This window comes from Nocardioides bigeumensis, assembly GCF_039531755.1.
Classification (GTDB): domain Bacteria; phylum Actinomycetota; class Actinomycetes; order Propionibacteriales; family Nocardioidaceae; genus Nocardioides; species Nocardioides bigeumensis.
This window is the reverse complement of record NZ_BAAAQQ010000002.1, coordinates 45,653-61,148: the sequence shown is the minus strand read 5'-3', so window position 1 is coordinate 61,148 and position 15,496 is coordinate 45,653. Positions and strand designations below refer to the sequence as shown.

Below are 15,496 nucleotides of genomic sequence, written 5' to 3'. Positions count from 1 at the left end.
CTGTTCCTGGGTGTGAGGCCCGGGGACACCCGGGGGACCCGGGGACCCCAAGTCCCGAGCGGGGCCGGGCACGCAAGTGTCCGCCTCCGCTCGGGCACCACCATCGCAGGTCGCACCGGAAGGGGTCGCCATGGGTCGCTACGTCGCTCGGCGGCTGATCCAGTTCATCCCAGTCATCCTCGGGACGCTCTTCCTGCTGCACATGCTGAGCACACTGACCATCCAGATCGTTGGCGACCCGGTGCGCGCACTGTTCGGGCCTAACGCTCCGCCTCAGGCGGTTATCGAGGAGCTCCAGGCCCGGTACAACCTCAACGACCCGTGCCTCGACCAGACCGGCAACCCGTGCGTAGGCCTGTTCGTAGATCGCATCAGGCAATACGCCACCGGTGACTTCGGTGTGAACTTCCGGGGCCGTTCGGTGATGGAGATGTTCCTCGAGCGGTTCCCCGTCACCGCTCGGCTGACCGTGATCGCGCTCGCTTTCGAGATCGTCATCGGCATCAGCGCCGGAGTCATGGCCGGGCTCAAGAAGGACAAGCTCGTCGACAACCTGGTGCGCGTCACCACTGTCGTACTGATCGCCTTCCCGGTGTTCGTCTTCGGATCGTTGGCCTTGCTCCTCGTCGGACTCAAGGTCGGACTGCCGCTGCGCAACAGCGACTGGGCGCCGGAGTGGCTCGGACAGATGCTCAACGTCGGCTACGACCCCGACTATCCATGGCTCAGTCTCGTGCTTCCCGGCTTCGTTCTTGGTGCGTTCTCCCTGGCGGCCATCGCGCGTCTCACCCGCACCAGCCTGACCGAGAACCTGCGCTCCGACTACGTCCGCACCGCACGAGCCAAGGGCCTGACCACCACCCGGATCGTTGGCGTCCACACGCTGCGAAACTCGCTCATCCCGGTCATCACCTACATCGGCATCGACATCGGGTTTCTGCTCGGAGGCTCGCTCGTCACCGAAGGCATCTTCAACATCCCCGGCGTCGGACAACTAGTGTTCCTGGCCATCCAGGCCAACGACGCCCCGGTGATCATCGGCGTGGTCACGATCCTGACCGTCGTGTTCCTCATTTCGAACCTAGTCGTGGACATCCTGTACGCCGCACTCGACCCGAGGATCCGCTATGACTGAGACAATGTCGGGGCAGAGTGCCGGTGCCCTCGAAGAAGGCGAGGGCGTCAATCGCTCGCTGTGGGGCGACGTGCGCTACGAACTGGCGCGCAAACCGCTCTTCTGGGTGTCCCTGGTGCTCGTGCTGGTCATTCTCACCATGGCGTTCTTCCCCCAACTGTGGGCGTCGGAGTCGCCGAACGCGCGAGGCGCCTGTGACCTGTCGAACGCACGGGGCAAGCCCACCTGGGACCATCCGTTCGGCTACACCGCTTCCGGCTGCGACATGTGGGCGTCGCTGGTGTGGGGCACCGGGAAGTCCGTGATCCTGGCAATCCTGGTGACCGCCGGGACGACGGTCCTCGGCGTCCTGCTCGGCACCGCGGCGGGCTACTACGCAGGGACCACTGACACGATCATCAGCCGGATCACCGACATCTTCTTCGGCCTCCCGTTCATCCTGGGCGCCCTGGTGTTCCTGGCGCTGTTCCCCGAGCGGAACGTCTACACCTTGACCCTGGTCTTCGTGGTGTTCGGATGGACCTCGCTCACGCGCGTCATGCGAGGAAGCGTCATCGCCACCAAGCAGAAGGACTACATCGACGCGGCGCGAGCGCTCGGTGCCAGCAACATGTTCATCATCCGCAAGCACGTCATCGCCAACAGCATCGCTCCCGTCATCGTGCTGGCAACGATCGCCCTCGGCACCTACATCAGCGCCGAAGCGACCCTCACGTTCCTTGGTGTTGGCTACCAGCGACCGGCGGCGTCATGGGGCTTGCTCGTGGCTGAAGGCCAGACACTGGCGCTTGCCGGGTTCTGGCACCTACTCGTCTACCCCTGCGCGTTCATCGTCATCACTGTGCTGGCGTTCATCCTGCTCGGCGACGTGCTCCGCGATGCTCTCGACCCCCGAAACCGATAAGAGGACGGCGATGACCGACACCCTGTCCAGTGGAGAGCACCGTGCCACCCAGTCGCCTCTGGACACCTTGGCATTCGACGAGAGCGCGGCCCTCTTGGAAGTCCGGGACCTGCACGTCGAGTTCCACACCCGCGACGGGCTGGCCCACGCGGTCAACGGTGTCAGCTTCTCGCTCGAGGCCGGGGAGACCCTCGGCATCCTCGGTGAGTCGGGTTGCGGGAAGTCCGTGACCGCCCAGGCCATCATGGGCATCCTGGACAGCCCTCCGGCGAGGATCGCCGGAGGCGAGGTGCGCTACCGCGGCGTCGATCTCTTGTCGCTGGACGAAGGAGTGCGACGGCACGTCAGGGCGAACCGGATCGCGATGATCTTCCAGGACGCCCTGTCGGCGCTGAACCCGGTGTTCACGGTGGGGTGGCAACTCGGCGAGCCCGCGCGCAAGCACTCCGGTGCCTCGCGCGGCGACGCCAAACGCCGGGCGGTCGAGCTCCTCGACATGGTTGGCATCCCTGCCGCGAAGCAGCGGGTCAATGACTTCCCGCACCAGTTCTCCGGCGGGATGCGCCAGCGGGTCATGATCGCTATGGCACTCGCCCTCGAGCCTGACGTCATCATCGCCGACGAACCCACCACCGCCCTGGACGTGACGGTCCAGGCCCAGGTGATGGACCTGCTTGCCGGCCTCCAGAAAGAGATGCAGCTCGGACTGGTGCTGATCACCCACGACATGGGGGTGGTCGCCGACGTGGCCGACAAGATCTGCGTCATGTACGCCGGCGGCGCGGTCGAACAGGCCGACGTGTACGACATCTACGAAAAGCCGGCGCACCCGTACACCAAGGCTCTCCTTGAATCGATCCCCCGCGTGGATCAGAAGGGTCAGCGCCTGACCGCAATCAAGGGACTGCCGCCCCTTCTGACCGACCCACCCTCGGGGTGCTCGTTCAATCCGCGCTGCCACTACGCCCGCGACCACTGCGCGCACGACGAGCCGCCGCTCCACGACCTGCCGGGCGGGCGCAAGAGCGCCTGCCACTACTGGGAGGAGGTGCTGGGCTCATGAGCACCCGACTAGCTCAGCAGGGCTCCGGGCTCGGTCGCGACGACGGCGACGTCGTCCTGCAGGTCACGGACGTCAAGAAGTACTTCCCGGTGAAGAAGGGCATCGTCTTCCAACGCACAGTCGGCCATGTCCAGGCAGTCGACGGCGTGTCGCTCGAGCTGCGCCGCGGTGAAACGCTCGGTGTCGTTGGCGAATCCGGCTGCGGGAAATCCACCCTGGGACGGTTGCTGATGGGGCTCGAACGGCCGACCTCGGGCTCTATCAAGCTGAACGGGCGCGAGATCGCCGACCTCAAGGGGCCCGAGCTCCGCAAGATGAGGCGCAACATCCAGATCGTCCTCCAAGACCCCTACTCGTCCCTGGACCCGCGGATGACCGTCGGGGACATCGTCGGCGAGCCCTACGACGTGCACCCCGACGCCCTTGGTGATCGAGACCGACGCACGACCGTTCAGGAACTGCTCGACGTGGTGGGACTGGACCCCAGCCACGTCAATCGCTACCCGCACCAGTTCTCCGGTGGCCAGCGGCAGCGCATCGGCATTGCCCGCGCCCTGGCGCTCAAGCCGGAGATCATCGTCTGCGACGAGCCCGTCTCCGCTCTCGACGTGTCGGTGCAGGCCCAGGTCGTCAACCTCTTCGAGCAGCTTCAGCAGGAGTTCGGGCTGTCCTATGTGTTCATCGCCCACGACCTCTCGGTGGTCCGCCACATCTCCGACCGGGTGCTAGTGATGTATCTCGGCAAAGGTGTCGAGTACGGCACCGAGGACCAGATCTATGAGCACCCCACCCATCCCTACACCCAGGCGCTGCTGTCCGCGGTCTCGGTGCCCGATCCTCGGTTGCGGAACCATCGCGACCACATCGTGCTTGAGGGTGACGTGCCCAGCCCGGTGGATCCCCCGTCTGGATGTCGGTTCCGGACACGCTGCTGGAAGGCGGAGGACATCTGCGCCACCGATGAGCCGATGCTTGTCATCCGCGACGCAGCAGCACACCCGTCCGCGTGTCATTTCGCCACCGAGCGCGACGTCGTCCATGCCCTCCGCCGCGACGTCCGCACGGGAGGCTCTCACGTGGTTGAGCACGACGGTGACGGCGCCGCCAGCCGATGATGCGGAGCACGCAGCCGCGCTTGCCACCCCGTGACAAGCACCGCCGTCGGCCAGCTCTTGTGTCAGCGGTCCTGACGGTGGGGCTGATAGCCGGATGCTCCTCGGGACCACCACGGGCGGAGCCCGAGGCGCACGTCACCTCCAGCAGTCCGGCCGCTCTGCGGATGCCGGCGCCGCACCCCTCCATGCCCACGTGGGAGCCGGTCGGCACGCTGCAGACACCTCGAGACGACTTCGCGACTGCAGTCGTCGACGATGAGATCTGGGTGCTCGGCGGCATGACCGGCGACCGCGGGAACCGCCTCACTTCCGTCGAGGTCTACGACCCGCACGATCGCGCCTGGGAGACGTCAGACGTAGAGATGCCCGTAGGGCTCGCGTCCTTCGAGGGTGTGGCGGTCGATGACCGGATCTTCGTCTTCGGCGGTCTCGACGCGGCAGGCCAGCCCACTGACTTCTCCGCCGTCCTCGACACCTCTTCCGGGCGTTGGACGATGCTGCCGCCCGTCCCGCACGCCCGCTACGCGCACACGGTGACGCTGCACGAGGGCCGCATCTACGTCGCCGGCGGGGAGTCGGTCGGCGGAGCGGTGTCGGAGGTGGACGTGTTCGACGTGCAGTTGGTCCAGTGGTCCTCCGGCACTCCAATGCCGCACGCCCGCGGGTCTCACGACACCGTGTCAACACGGGACGGGCTCTACGTCCTGGGCGGCTGGCTCGATGGGGCGCCGTCTCGGCTGGTGCAGGTGTACGTGCCCCGGACCGGGACGTGGACCGAGGGTCCCGCCTTACCCGAGCCGGTGTCCCGAGCTGGCGCCGCGGTCCTCGACGGGCGCTTGTGGGTGTCCTTCCACGAGTTTGCCGCCGCTCTCGACCTAGCGACCGGCGAGTGGTCACCAGCGAACCACCCGCCGCTGTCGCGCCACGGCCACGGGCTCGTCGCTCTCGACGTCGCCCTCTACGCCATCGGCGGCTGCCAGGAATCGCCCTAGCGCGACGTACGCACCGTGGATGTCATGACACCGTGAACGACGACAGTCCGTTACGTCAGCCTGTCATACGTCGGTTCGGGCATCGGTGCTCCTTGTCCGTGCCGGGCGGCGGTCGCGAACCTGACCCCGACTGGACGGCGCGCAGCGACCCTGTCCGCGGATTCGGTTGCGGTCAGGGGTCTCGCAGAACCAGGGCTGCCGCGAGAAGGGTGACCACCCCGCTCACCACCTCGCTGATCACCGAGCGGTCCGCGACGTGTGGCATGAGGCCGGCCACGATGAGAAGCAACACCCCGGCAGCGGCACACACGAGCCCTGGGATGACCCGGCGGGAGGCATGCCACCCGAGCAGCGCCGCCAACCCCAGCACGATGGCGAAGCCGCAGGCTCGCAGGGCGTTGTTCTGTCCCACGATCGTAAATGGGTAGATGGCCCACTGCGAGACGGTGAGCCAGACCGCTACCGCCCCCACCAAGGCCAGGCCCACCGGACGGTCGTCACCGGTGACGCCCGTCGGGTACGTCTCCAGGCTGCGGGCGCCGTTGAGCTTCACTTGTTCTTCGGGCATCGTCACCCCTCCTCGCTGTGCACACTTGCCCCCCAGAGTCGGCCACACAACCGGTCGGCCGAGAACGCAAAGGAACCGTCACACGGGCCGCCACGGCGGCACACAATGTCGTGCTGGGCGATGTCACATGCATGACGAGGTGACGGGCCGATCGGCCCACTGACGCTTCGGTCTACTGATCGTCAGGTGCTGCGAGCGGCGAGTTCTTGGGAGCCACGGCGGCGTAATCCGACCGGCCTACGGGGCCGCTGGTCAACCCCTCGTCCGTGGGCAGCTCGATCGGCTCACCGTTGAACGTCATCCGCACCAGCCATAGTGGCTGTGGCTCAGTCACGGTCCACACCAACTGGGCGGTGGCGAGCAGTTGCAGGTCGCCATCGATCTGCGTGAATTGCACCGGCACCTCGATGACCACCGAGTCTCGTCGCGACCGCGAAGACGGGGCCTGCTCGACCACGAACCCCCCGGGGGCGATCGCCGTCGTCGCCCCCGCTGCCTTCTCCGACGCGGTGGGGCCTTCCGCCAAGAGGTCGACCATCGACCGCACGGACGTGTCGTCGCTGGTTCGCGCCGCTGCCTTCAAGCGCCCGTCGCTGATGAGGTACACCCGCACCACGTTCCTGCCGCCTCGATCCGACGATGGGACGCTCGGCGTCGGGATGGCCTGCAGGAGCACCGGGTCCTCCTCCAGTGGGACCCCGCAACCGGCGGCGAGCAACGCGGCCGTCAGCAGCGCCGCGAAAGTTGACGATGGTGAACGGGTCAGCACAGCGTCGCCCCCGCGCGTGAGCGGGGCAGCCGCACGACAAACCGAGCTCCGCCGCCGGCACGGTTCTCAGCCGTGACGGTGCCTCCCATGAGGCGTACGTGCTGCGCGACCAGGGCCAAGCCGAGGCCCGCGCCGTCGGTGGACCCGCGTTCACTGCCGCGGCCGCGTGAGAAGCGGTCAAAGATCCCCTCCAGCTCACGAGGCATCAACCCCGACCCGCCGTCCTCCACCGCGAGAGACGCCACCTCGGCCGTAGCGTCGACCACCACCCGGTGCACGCCGTGGCCATGACGGTCCGCGTTGTCGACCAGGTTCGTCAACACTCGTACCAGGCGCCGCTTGTCGCCGTATACGACCGCCTCGGCGCCCGAGGATGTCACCTCCAGGCACTCCGACAGGCGTGCCGGCAGCGCCCGCTGGACCAGGTCGGCGAGGCGAAACTCGACCAGGGTGAACTGGTGACTGCCGGCATCCGCGCGCGAGATCTCCAACAGATCCTGAACCAGGCGCTGGAACCCGTCGACCTCAGCGTGCAGCAGGTCCAGCGCCTCTTGCGCCTCAGGGGCCATCGAGTCTCGGTGCAGGTCCACGAGGTGCACCGTGTTGACCATCGTGGTCAGCGGACTGCGCAGCTCGTGGCTGACGTCTGCCGCGAACTTCGCGTCCATCTTGACCCGTCGTTCCAGTGCCGCGGCGGTTACGTTGAACGACTCGGCGATCGACCGCAGCGACGGGTCGCCGCGGGCGTCGAGGCGCGCTCCAACATCACCAGCAGCGATGGCTGCGACCGCGTCGGCAACCTGCTCGAGCGGCCGGAGCGCGGGCCGCATGACCCACCAGCCCAACGCCAGGCCGGCCAGCGGAAGCACCAGGCCGCCGAGCAACAGGACCAGGCTCAGGGTCCGCAGCGTCTCGTCCAGCTCGTCGAGGAAGAAGACCTCGAAGTATGTGCCGCCAGCACTCCCGACTGGTAGGCCCACCACCAGCGCCGGACGTCCAGCCACCTCGGTGCGCTGGGAGTATGGACGGCCACTCGCCACCCGGTCCACAAGAGAGGCCGGGATGCTGCCGCGATCGACGGTCAGGTCATCGGTGAACCACTCGTCCTGTGGGGTGCGCAACAGGGACGTCGAAGCCAGCTGGCGCGGCAGCTGTGCCAGAACCTGCGGCGGGGACGAGCCGGCGGAGCTCAACCCCAGGTCAACCTGTTCATGGTTGGACACCGCCTGGGCGACAGCCACCTCCTGACGTTGGCTCAACAGGTAACTCGCCACGCTGAACCACACCGCCGTACCAGCGAGGACCACGAGCATCGCGGCCACCAGCCCGAAGAGAAGCGTGGCACGGGCCCGTATCCCCAGCAGGCTCACCCAATCACGCGCCCGAGTTCGCCCGCGGTGGACCCGGGAACGCACCGAGTCGGGTCGTGGCGTCACCGAGCGAGTCTTGCGCAGCGCTCATCCAAAGACCACCGCTGCACGGTCGGCCAGCGCGATCGTCAAGTGGGCGTGCCATGGTGCAAGCCCGTCGCACAGCTGTGGTTTGCAGTCGTGTGAAGATCGGCGCCAGACCCTCTTCAGGCTCTCGAACGCAGAGGCGACCGTCGTTTACGTTCGCACGGTGGCGTGCTGACCGTGCGGTCGGACCTCGCCACGCGGTCCGTAGACGCGGGGCGGCTTAGTCGCTCGTGGAGGTGCCGTGCTCAGGCGCTAGTCGGTAGCCGATTCCGCGCACGGTCATGACAACCGTGGGCTGGGAGGGGTCGTCCTCTACCTTCGTGCGCAGCCGCCGGATGTGGACGTCGACCAGTCGTTCGTCGCCGAAATAGTCGTACCCCCACACGCGCTCGAGCAGCTCCTCACGAGTCAGGACGCGTCCGGGCTCCGAGGCGAGCTCGCACAGGAGACGAAACTCGGTGTGGGTGAGGTTGACCGGCTCCCCCTGGCGGGTGACAACCCCCTGTTGGGGCGAAATCTCCAGGGCACCCGTCACGACCGACGAGGTGCGCTGACTCGACGCGTTCGTGCGACGTAGCAGCGCCCGGATGCGCGCGGACAGCTCCTTTGCCACGAACGGCTTGGTGATGTAATCGTCGGCTCCGGCCTCGAGCCCGGCGACGACGTCGTGGCTGTCGGTCATGGCGGTGACCATGATGACGGGCGCGTCGCTCCGACGCCGAATCTGGCGACACACCTCGAACCCGTCGATATCGGGCAGCATGATGTCGACCAGGACGATGTCAACGTCACGTTCGGCGAGCGCGAACAGCCCATCCTCGCCGGTACCTGACTCGGTCACGTCGAACCCGTCGCCCCTGAGAGCCATCGCCACGGCGCGACGGATACGTTCGTCGTCCTCGATGAACAGCACGGAGCGTGGCATGCGGCCAGTCTTCCCCACGGATTTGGACGTGCGCACCCCCCGCGGGGGTGCGGGACAGGCGCGAGTCAGCGTCCCCCGAGGTGACGGGATCGGAGACGGCTCTGCCCTGCCCGGTCGTGGGAGCGGTCGTGGGAGCGGTCGTGGGAGCAATGGCGTGAGCAACCAAGAAGGCTTGGGATGATGACCTCATCTGCTCGACTTCCAGGCGAGGTGACGCCCCACCGGACGCTATCGAGCTCGGCCCGAGACACCGTGGCTGTCTAGCTTCCCTCACACCCCCGCGACGAACACGATCGCCGACATGCGCTCGCCGAACCTGCGCTACGCGGAAGCGCGGGCGGACCGCAACGCATCAGCGTGGCGATGGCGAGCTCCGCGGACCTTCTACCCGCAGTGAGGGAACCTGGCTGGTAGGGCCGACCGCCGCGCGCTTGGTTTGGTTCCCTGACAGTGTGAACGCGTACGTCGGCTGAGGCGCGGACCTCGGCGCAGTCCCGCTCCTGGCCAATGGCGGGGCGAAGCGTTCGACCGCGCCGTTGGTCTGGGGGGCCAGCTCGATTCGTGCCGTCAGACAACTGACGCAGAACCGTCCCGAGAGCTTCACCTAACAGCGCGCTCTGCCTGCCTAGGCTGGAGACCAGCCGTCCACGGGCCCGAGACCGTGGGCGGCTATCCATTTGGTGGCTAGCCGATCGCAGCTGGAATGTCGACATTCGGCAGCCAACTGGCGGCGCGGAGTCCCGATCGCCCACCGTTCGGTCAACTGAGTCGACGAGATGCCGCGACCCCTTGAGACGAAGAAGCTCTGAGCATGCGCGGTGGTGCTTGGCCACGACAGGCCTAAGTGGCTATCCCTTGCCGGGACTCCTGGGCGAGTCTTCGCGGCGCCGTCGGCCTGGGTCACTGTCTCACTCGATCGTTGCAAGGTGTTGGCCATCAAGTGCGTCGCATCCCGCTGCCAGCAATCTCTTCGCTCAAGAAACCTTTGGCCCAGAAGAACCTCGCCGCGATGTTCCACACCAGCCGCTCTCAACCCGACCCCGCCACACACGTGGCTGCGGGCGAGCGATCAGAAACTGTCGTACGACAATTCGAACTGACGTAAGGCCCGCGCTCGGCGCGATCCCCCTTCCGGAGCATCAAAGCCGTTTTGACGCTCCCTCGGTTCCGCTAGCCCAGCGCGAACCTCAGCTCAGGAGATCTTCCCCGGTACTGCCAGGTGCACCACGTCATCGATCACCCGGTCAATAGTGTCCGCTGCCAGGTAAGCGCTCCCACTCAATGGCCCCGCTTTGTCGAGCTTGATGTAGCCCACCCGCAGCAGCCGCTCCCGCTCTTGGCGCGGGAGCTCGGGGCCGCCTCCCAGCCCCCTGGCGACGAACGACAGAAGACCTGGCTCTCGTGGATCCTGCTGGCCCTCCGTGGTCACGGCCCCCGGATCACCCATCTTGACGGCGTCAACGGTTCCCACGCGGGCACCATCCGAGCCGACCACCTGCATTCCTTCGTGTACCTGCTCAATTCCAGTCACAACACTGTCCCTTCTGTCTAATACGGTCCCCCTCGAAAGACCAGCCCCGGCTTTGCAGCCTCAGTCAGGGGTGGACGTCTCAGCGACGAAATGGTCAAGATGCCGCTCTCCTGCCACTGCTTTGAATGCAAAGCTACGACCGGTTGGCACATGACCGCCGACTCCGGTTGAGGCTGGGGATAGCTCGACGATATTGGCAGGATCGCGATCTCCAAACCCGGTGGACTTGCAACGTCGTTTCTTCACTGCCCTGTAACTGTTCGCAGGCCTCTGGACCGTCTGGTTGGCTGTGCTTATGACAGTTGCGCGTCATTGGTCAAAGACGCGTCGCGAGCTCACCATCAGTGACACGTTCCACAACAGTCACCGAGTGCGCCGCAGTCTGCGCGACGATCCGCGCCGCGGGAGGCGATTTTGGGGCATCTCGAGGAGGTGCAGTTCACGCGGTGCGGGCGCGAAGGCGTGCGGCAGGTCGCGACACGAGGACTGATCAGTGCTCAGTTCACTCACCGTGATGCTCGGTGCGGGGACTCGGACCTGCACACGCACGTGGCGATCTCGAGCAAGGTCCAGGCGCTGGCCGACGGTGCTGGCTAGCGGTCGATGGGCGACCGTTACACAGGGCGGTGGTGAGTCTCACGGAGCGGTACAACACGCTGTTGGAAGCGGAGCTCTCCGAGCGCCTGGGGCTCGCGTTCGCGGAGCGCGCAGAGGCGCCATGTGCTCACGTGACTTTCGGCCGACGTGCGGTCCGTGAGGTTGTCGGCGTGGACCCCGCATTGGCGGACTTCTGGTCCAAGCAGTCCACGTTGAAGCTACAGCCGGTCGGTGGCTGCAACCGCGGCGTACGAGCAGGCACCAGCGAAGACTGCTCTGGGCGGGTCTAAGCGTGAAACGCACTCTCCGGCATGGGATTACACGCACCTGTCCAGCCTCTTGATCAGCGGGTTCGGGGTTCGAGTCCCTGATGGCGTACCAACCCGAAGTCGCCCCACCTTGGACCTCTGCTATGCGACGGTGGAGAGGTCACGTTCAGTCCCCAGGCCGTTGCAGCCTGCGTGAGCGCGTCGACAGCAACCGCGGCTTGCTCACTGATGGTTTGCACGGCCTTGCCCAGCTCGATCACTGGGGTAGCCGGCCTGCTAGGAGCTCAAGTGGCGCTAGGGCCTGATCACTCCTTCCCGGTCTGGCGACACCAGCGCCGTTACGCCGAGGTCACCGACCCACCGAGATCCTGAGAGACCAGCCCGCCACGGCAGCGACACTCCCGAGTCTCCAGGTAGCGCGACTCCACGTTGCGACGACACCCGGACAGTGAACGGACAGACCGGAGCAAGTCGCTGAGGCGACTCTCGGACTCGACACATTCGCCCGGCCCTATCGCCTAGCGGGCCCAGCAGCTCAAGGAAGGTGATCGACATGTGCAGCCGTCTGATCAGCGAACACGACTCGGGAGTGATCCGGACCCGCATCCACCCGCACAACGGCTACTACGCGGGTGACTTCAGTGATGTCCCCGTCGCGACGCCGCGCCAGCTCGCCGCCGTCACGGCTCTGGACCGGCCGCGTCCTCTGCCGCGCCTGGCGGCGTGAGACCGGACGTCCATCCGAACGAGAAGGAAGAGACCTCATGGACCCCATGACGGCATATGCCCGCACGGTGCAGCTGCAGAGCAGGAGCCGTGCAGAGCGCTCTCCCCCACGCACCCGTCATCAGGACCAGCACTGTTCGCAGCAAGCCCGGGAAGGCCAGGAAGACTGCTTCGGCGATCCTTCTGCGAGCGTCACAGGCCCTCGCACCCGCCTGAGCGCCGACGAGACCTAAAGGTGGAGACGCTCCATGTCACGCCGCTCGTGCGGCGGCGCCGGGCGCACGAACTGCCGGCGAACGGCTTGCGCTCGTGCGACCAGGTCGGCCACCTGGTCGTCGCCTGCCGCGTGTGCGAGGCGCGCCAGGCCCTCCAGGGCTGTGGCGATCAACGCCGGCTCTCCGACCCTGCCGCCCTGGTCGAGCACGACTTCGTAACGTGCGCGCGACGAGATCGTGTCGCCCAGCGCTTCGTCACAGCGAGCCAGGCCGGCCAGCGCCAGTCCCTGGGGCACCGGGGTGCTCAGCTGTTCGAAGCCTGAAAGGGCCTGCTCGAAGAGTCGCTGAGCCTCGCGCCAGTCCTCGCGAACCTGAGCGAGCAAGCCGTGACCGTAGTGCGCCAGGACGGTTCCCGCTCCGTCGCCGATGTGCTCCGACGCGGCGCTGGCTCTGTCGAACAGGTCGCGGGCGGCAGCTTCGTCGCCCAGGTGGAGCTGCGCGATGGCGAGATCGGCGAGCGCCCACTGGACGGTGTTGTAGAGCCCGGCGCTGGCAGCGACGTCGATGGCCTCCTCGAGGACGCGAGACCCCTCGTCATAGCGTCCGAACTGCCGCAGTCCCCAGCCCAGGTGGTAGAGGATCGCGGAGAGACCCCAAGGATCGTCCAGCTGCCGGAAGGCCGCGGCCGTCTCCCTGCCGATCGAGACCGCGTCGTCCTCCCGGCCGGTCTTGAGACCGGTCTCCATGCGAACGAAGCCGATCACTGCCTCGCCCCACAGGTCACTGGATCTCTGGAACTCCGTGGTCGCCTCCGAGAGCAGCTGCCGGGAGAGCTCAGGTTCGGCTCCCGTCACACCTTCGACGGCGAGCAGCACCCTGGAGAGTGCGGCACGTGGCGCATCACCGAGCTCTTCGAAGATCTCGAGGCTCTCCCGGGCACTCTGCGCGCACTTGGGGCTGGGGTGGACGAGGCAGCCGCGCGGACGCTCGACCAGAGAGACGGCCTGGAGTGCCCGGCCCAGCGCCATCGGTGAACCGGACTCGCGCGCGAGCAGGCGGCCCAGCAGGTCGCGGCCTTCGAGGTGCCGGCCCAGGTGCCAGAACAGCGCCAGGGCGCTGGCGGTGACGAGCGCGGAATCGATGTCCTCACCCGGTCCGACCAGCCAGGCCAGAGCCGCCCTGATGTTGGACTGCTCGTCACGCAGAGCACGCATGGTGTCCCGCTGGTCGTGCCCGCGCAGGCCCGACTCCGCATGGAGCGCGAAGTCTCGGAAGTACTCCGCGTGACGCCGCTCGACCGTGCGTGCCAGCCCGGAGTCGACCAAGCGCTGGCCGGCGTACTCACGGAGCGTCTCCAGCATCCGGTAGCGGGTGTAAGGCCCAGGCTCGACCACGACCATGGACCTCTCGACGAGGCGTCCCATGACGTCGAGGATCTCGCCTTCCTGCGTGTCGTCGTCTGCGGCCACGGACTCGGCGGCCGTCAATGTCCACCCGCCTCGAAACACCGACAAGCGCTCGAACGCACGCTTCTCGGGCTCGGTCAGGAGGTCGTAGCTCCAGTCGACGGTGGCCCGCAGGGTCTGCTGCCTGGCCTCCGCCGTACGTGATCCCGAGGTGAGCAGAGTGAACCGATGTTCCAGGCGCTGCGCGATCTCCACCGGTGACATGGCGGTCACGCGTGCGGCCGCGAGCTCGAGGGCGAGAGGGATGCCGTCCAGGGAGCGACTGATCGCACCGACCGCGTGAAGGCTCATCTCATCGAGGACCATCCCGGGACGCACCGACCGGGCGCGCTCCACGAACAGCTGGGCTGCGGGGAAGTCGAGCACGCGGCCGGCCTGGGCGTCCTTGGGCGGTACGTCGAGCGGACCCACGTTGACCTGGACCTCGTCTGGGATGGCCAGCGCCTCTCGACTGGTCGCCATGACCGTCAGCCCGGGACATCTGCCGAGCAGCTCGTCGACGAGCGCAGCAGCCGCGTCGATCACGTGCTCGCAGTTGTCGACGAGCAGGAGCATCTCGCGCCTGGCAAGGTAAGCGACCACCCGCTCACGTACATCCCCGTCCGCTGCCGCACCGTCCATCGGTACGCCGAGGGCCTCCGCGACGGCCAAGGGGATCTGGTCCGGGGCGCTGACCGGCGCGAGCCTCACCCCGAAGACACCGTCCGCGTACGACCCCACGCTTCGCAGGACGGCGGCCAGCGCCAGGCTCGTCTTGCCGGCGCCGCCGGGTCCGATGAGAGTCAGCATCCGCACTCCGCCGAGCAGCTGCACGAGCGAGTCGAGCTGGTGGTCGCGACCGATGAGCGGGCGCACCACTGCGGGCAGGTTGGTGACGACGGCCTGCCTACCGACGTCCGAGCGGGGCTCAGCGGTCCTGATCACCACACGCGTGGCCACGTCTGCCTGACCACCCAGCGCCTCGTCCTGCCGAAGCACCCGCTCATGCAGAGAACGCAGCGTCAACGAAGGTTCCAGACCAAGACTCTCGTCGAGAAGCTCCCGGGTGCGCGTGTAGACGTCGAGAGCGTCCGCCTGCCTGTTGCTCCGGTAGAGCGCGACCATCAACAGCCCCGCGAGCGACTCGAGGGTGGGATCCGCCGACACCAACGGTTCGAGGTCGGCCACCACCTCGTGGTGACGTCCGAGCGCCAAGGCAACCTGCGAGCGCTCGGTCAGTCCCGCCAGCCTCAGCTCCGTCAGACGGGCGGCCTCGGCCACCGCCCACTGCTCGGTGGCGAAGTCGCTCAGTGCTTCTCCGCGCCACAACGACAGGGCGGCGTCATAGGCGTCCAGGTGGCGTCGGTCGTGGTCGACGCTGTCCACCGGCGTGTCGGCGCGCGCCTGACGAAGTCGAAGCTCGAAGTCGACTGCGTCCACGCTGGAGGGGTCGACGTTCGCGCGGTAGCCGACGCCCTCTCTCGTGACGACGTCGGGCGCCCCCATCGCGCGCAACGCCCGGCGCAGCTTCGACACGCGGATCTGCAGCGCGTTCATCGGGTCGAGGGGCAGCGACGACTCCGACCAGAGCCGGTCCACCAGCAGCGTTGCGGGGATGACCCGTCCCGGCGACAGCAGGAGCTGGACGAGCAGGGCTCGTTCGGCCGACCCGGGCAACGCCGCCGTCGCGTCACCGACGGAGATCTCCATGGGGCCGAGAACCCGGAATCGCAGGTCCGACGACTCCACGCGCCTGCACCCCCCGCGATCCTCTCCCGGACAACC

General features: G+C 67.2%; 14 protein-coding genes. 8 read left to right on the top strand and 6 right to left on the bottom strand.

Going from position 1 to position 15,496, the window contains the following annotated elements; translation table 11 throughout:
• Positions 1–130: 130 nt before the first annotated feature.
• The 5 genes from ABD295_RS01550 to ABD295_RS01530 all read left to right on the top strand — a co-directional run bounded on the left by ABD295_RS01550 (position 131) and on the right by ABD295_RS01530 (position 5,209).
• Positions 131–1,135, top strand: a complete 1,005-nt coding sequence (locus tag ABD295_RS01550) for an ABC transporter permease (RefSeq protein WP_344301827.1) — start codon at positions 131–133, stop codon at positions 1,133–1,135.
• Entirely contained in the window at positions 1,128–2,039 is a 912-nt protein-coding gene (locus ABD295_RS01545) for an ABC transporter permease (protein ID WP_344301826.1), read from the top strand. The genes ABD295_RS01550 and ABD295_RS01545 overlap by 8 nt, the downstream gene beginning before the upstream one ends.
• Positions 2,014–3,102 carry an ABC transporter ATP-binding protein gene (locus ABD295_RS01540; RefSeq protein WP_344301824.1) on the top strand — a complete coding sequence of 363 codons (1,089 nt, stop codon included), beginning with the start codon at positions 2,014–2,016 and terminating at the stop codon, positions 3,100–3,102. The genes ABD295_RS01545 and ABD295_RS01540 overlap by 26 nt, the downstream gene beginning before the upstream one ends.
• Positions 3,099–4,217, top strand: a complete 1,119-nt coding sequence (locus ABD295_RS01535) for an ABC transporter ATP-binding protein (RefSeq protein WP_344301822.1) — start codon at positions 3,099–3,101, stop codon at positions 4,215–4,217. Before ABD295_RS01540 ends, ABD295_RS01535 begins: the two co-directional genes overlap by 4 nt.
• A gap of 164 nt (positions 4,218–4,381) precedes the next feature.
• Entirely contained in the window at positions 4,382–5,209 is an 828-nt protein-coding gene (locus ABD295_RS01530; protein WP_344301819.1) for a Kelch repeat-containing protein, read from the top strand.
• A gap of 172 nt (positions 5,210–5,381) precedes the next feature.
• Here the strand turns inward: ABD295_RS01530 and ABD295_RS01525 are convergent, their stop codons facing one another.
• The 5 genes from ABD295_RS01525 to ABD295_RS01505 all read right to left on the bottom strand — a co-directional run bounded on the left by ABD295_RS01525 (position 5,382) and on the right by ABD295_RS01505 (position 10,399).
• A complete protein-coding gene (locus tag ABD295_RS01525; protein WP_344301817.1) occupies positions 5,382–5,777 on the bottom strand; it encodes a hypothetical protein in 396 nt (131 codons plus the stop codon).
• A gap of 172 nt (positions 5,778–5,949) precedes the next feature.
• Positions 5,950–6,453 carry a GerMN domain-containing protein gene (locus tag ABD295_RS01520; RefSeq protein WP_344301815.1) on the bottom strand — a complete coding sequence of 168 codons (504 nt, stop codon included), beginning with the start codon at positions 6,451–6,453 and terminating at the stop codon, positions 5,950–5,952.
• Between the two features lie 86 nt (positions 6,454–6,539).
• Entirely contained in the window at positions 6,540–7,916 is a 1,377-nt protein-coding gene (locus ABD295_RS01515) for a sensor histidine kinase (protein WP_344301813.1), read from the bottom strand.
• 307 nt (positions 7,917–8,223) lie between these two features.
• Positions 8,224–8,928 (bottom strand): winged helix-turn-helix domain-containing protein, encoded by a 705-nt coding sequence (locus ABD295_RS01510; RefSeq protein ID WP_344301811.1) that lies wholly within the window; start codon positions 8,926–8,928, stop codon positions 8,224–8,226.
• A gap of 1,192 nt (positions 8,929–10,120) precedes the next feature.
• Positions 10,121–10,399, bottom strand: a complete 279-nt coding sequence (locus ABD295_RS01505) for a hypothetical protein (protein WP_344301809.1) — start codon at positions 10,397–10,399, stop codon at positions 10,121–10,123.
• A gap of 474 nt (positions 10,400–10,873) precedes the next feature.
• Between ABD295_RS01505 and ABD295_RS21130 the strand changes: the two genes are divergently transcribed.
• The 3 genes from ABD295_RS21130 (at position 10,874) to ABD295_RS01500 (ending at position 12,052) form a co-directional block, all read left to right on the top strand.
• Positions 10,874–11,056 carry a relaxase domain-containing protein gene (locus ABD295_RS21130; protein WP_486348079.1) on the top strand — a complete coding sequence of 61 codons (183 nt, stop codon included), beginning with the start codon at positions 10,874–10,876 and terminating at the stop codon, positions 11,054–11,056.
• A complete protein-coding gene (locus ABD295_RS21125; RefSeq protein WP_425573935.1) occupies positions 10,981–11,346 on the top strand; it encodes a relaxase domain-containing protein in 366 nt (121 codons plus the stop codon). Before ABD295_RS21130 ends, ABD295_RS21125 begins: the two co-directional genes overlap by 76 nt.
• A gap of 532 nt (positions 11,347–11,878) precedes the next feature.
• The gene (locus tag ABD295_RS01500; RefSeq protein ID WP_344301807.1) at positions 11,879–12,052 is read left to right on the top strand and encodes a hypothetical protein; all 174 of its coding nucleotides are present in this window, start codon (positions 11,879–11,881) and stop codon (positions 12,050–12,052) included.
• 228 nt (positions 12,053–12,280) lie between these two features.
• Here the strand turns inward: ABD295_RS01500 and ABD295_RS01495 are convergent, their stop codons facing one another.
• On the bottom strand, positions 12,281–15,421 hold the full coding sequence (locus ABD295_RS01495; protein WP_344301805.1) for an AfsR/SARP family transcriptional regulator: 3,141 nt from the start codon (positions 15,419–15,421) through the stop codon (positions 12,281–12,283).
• Positions 15,422–15,496 lie beyond the last annotated feature (75 nt).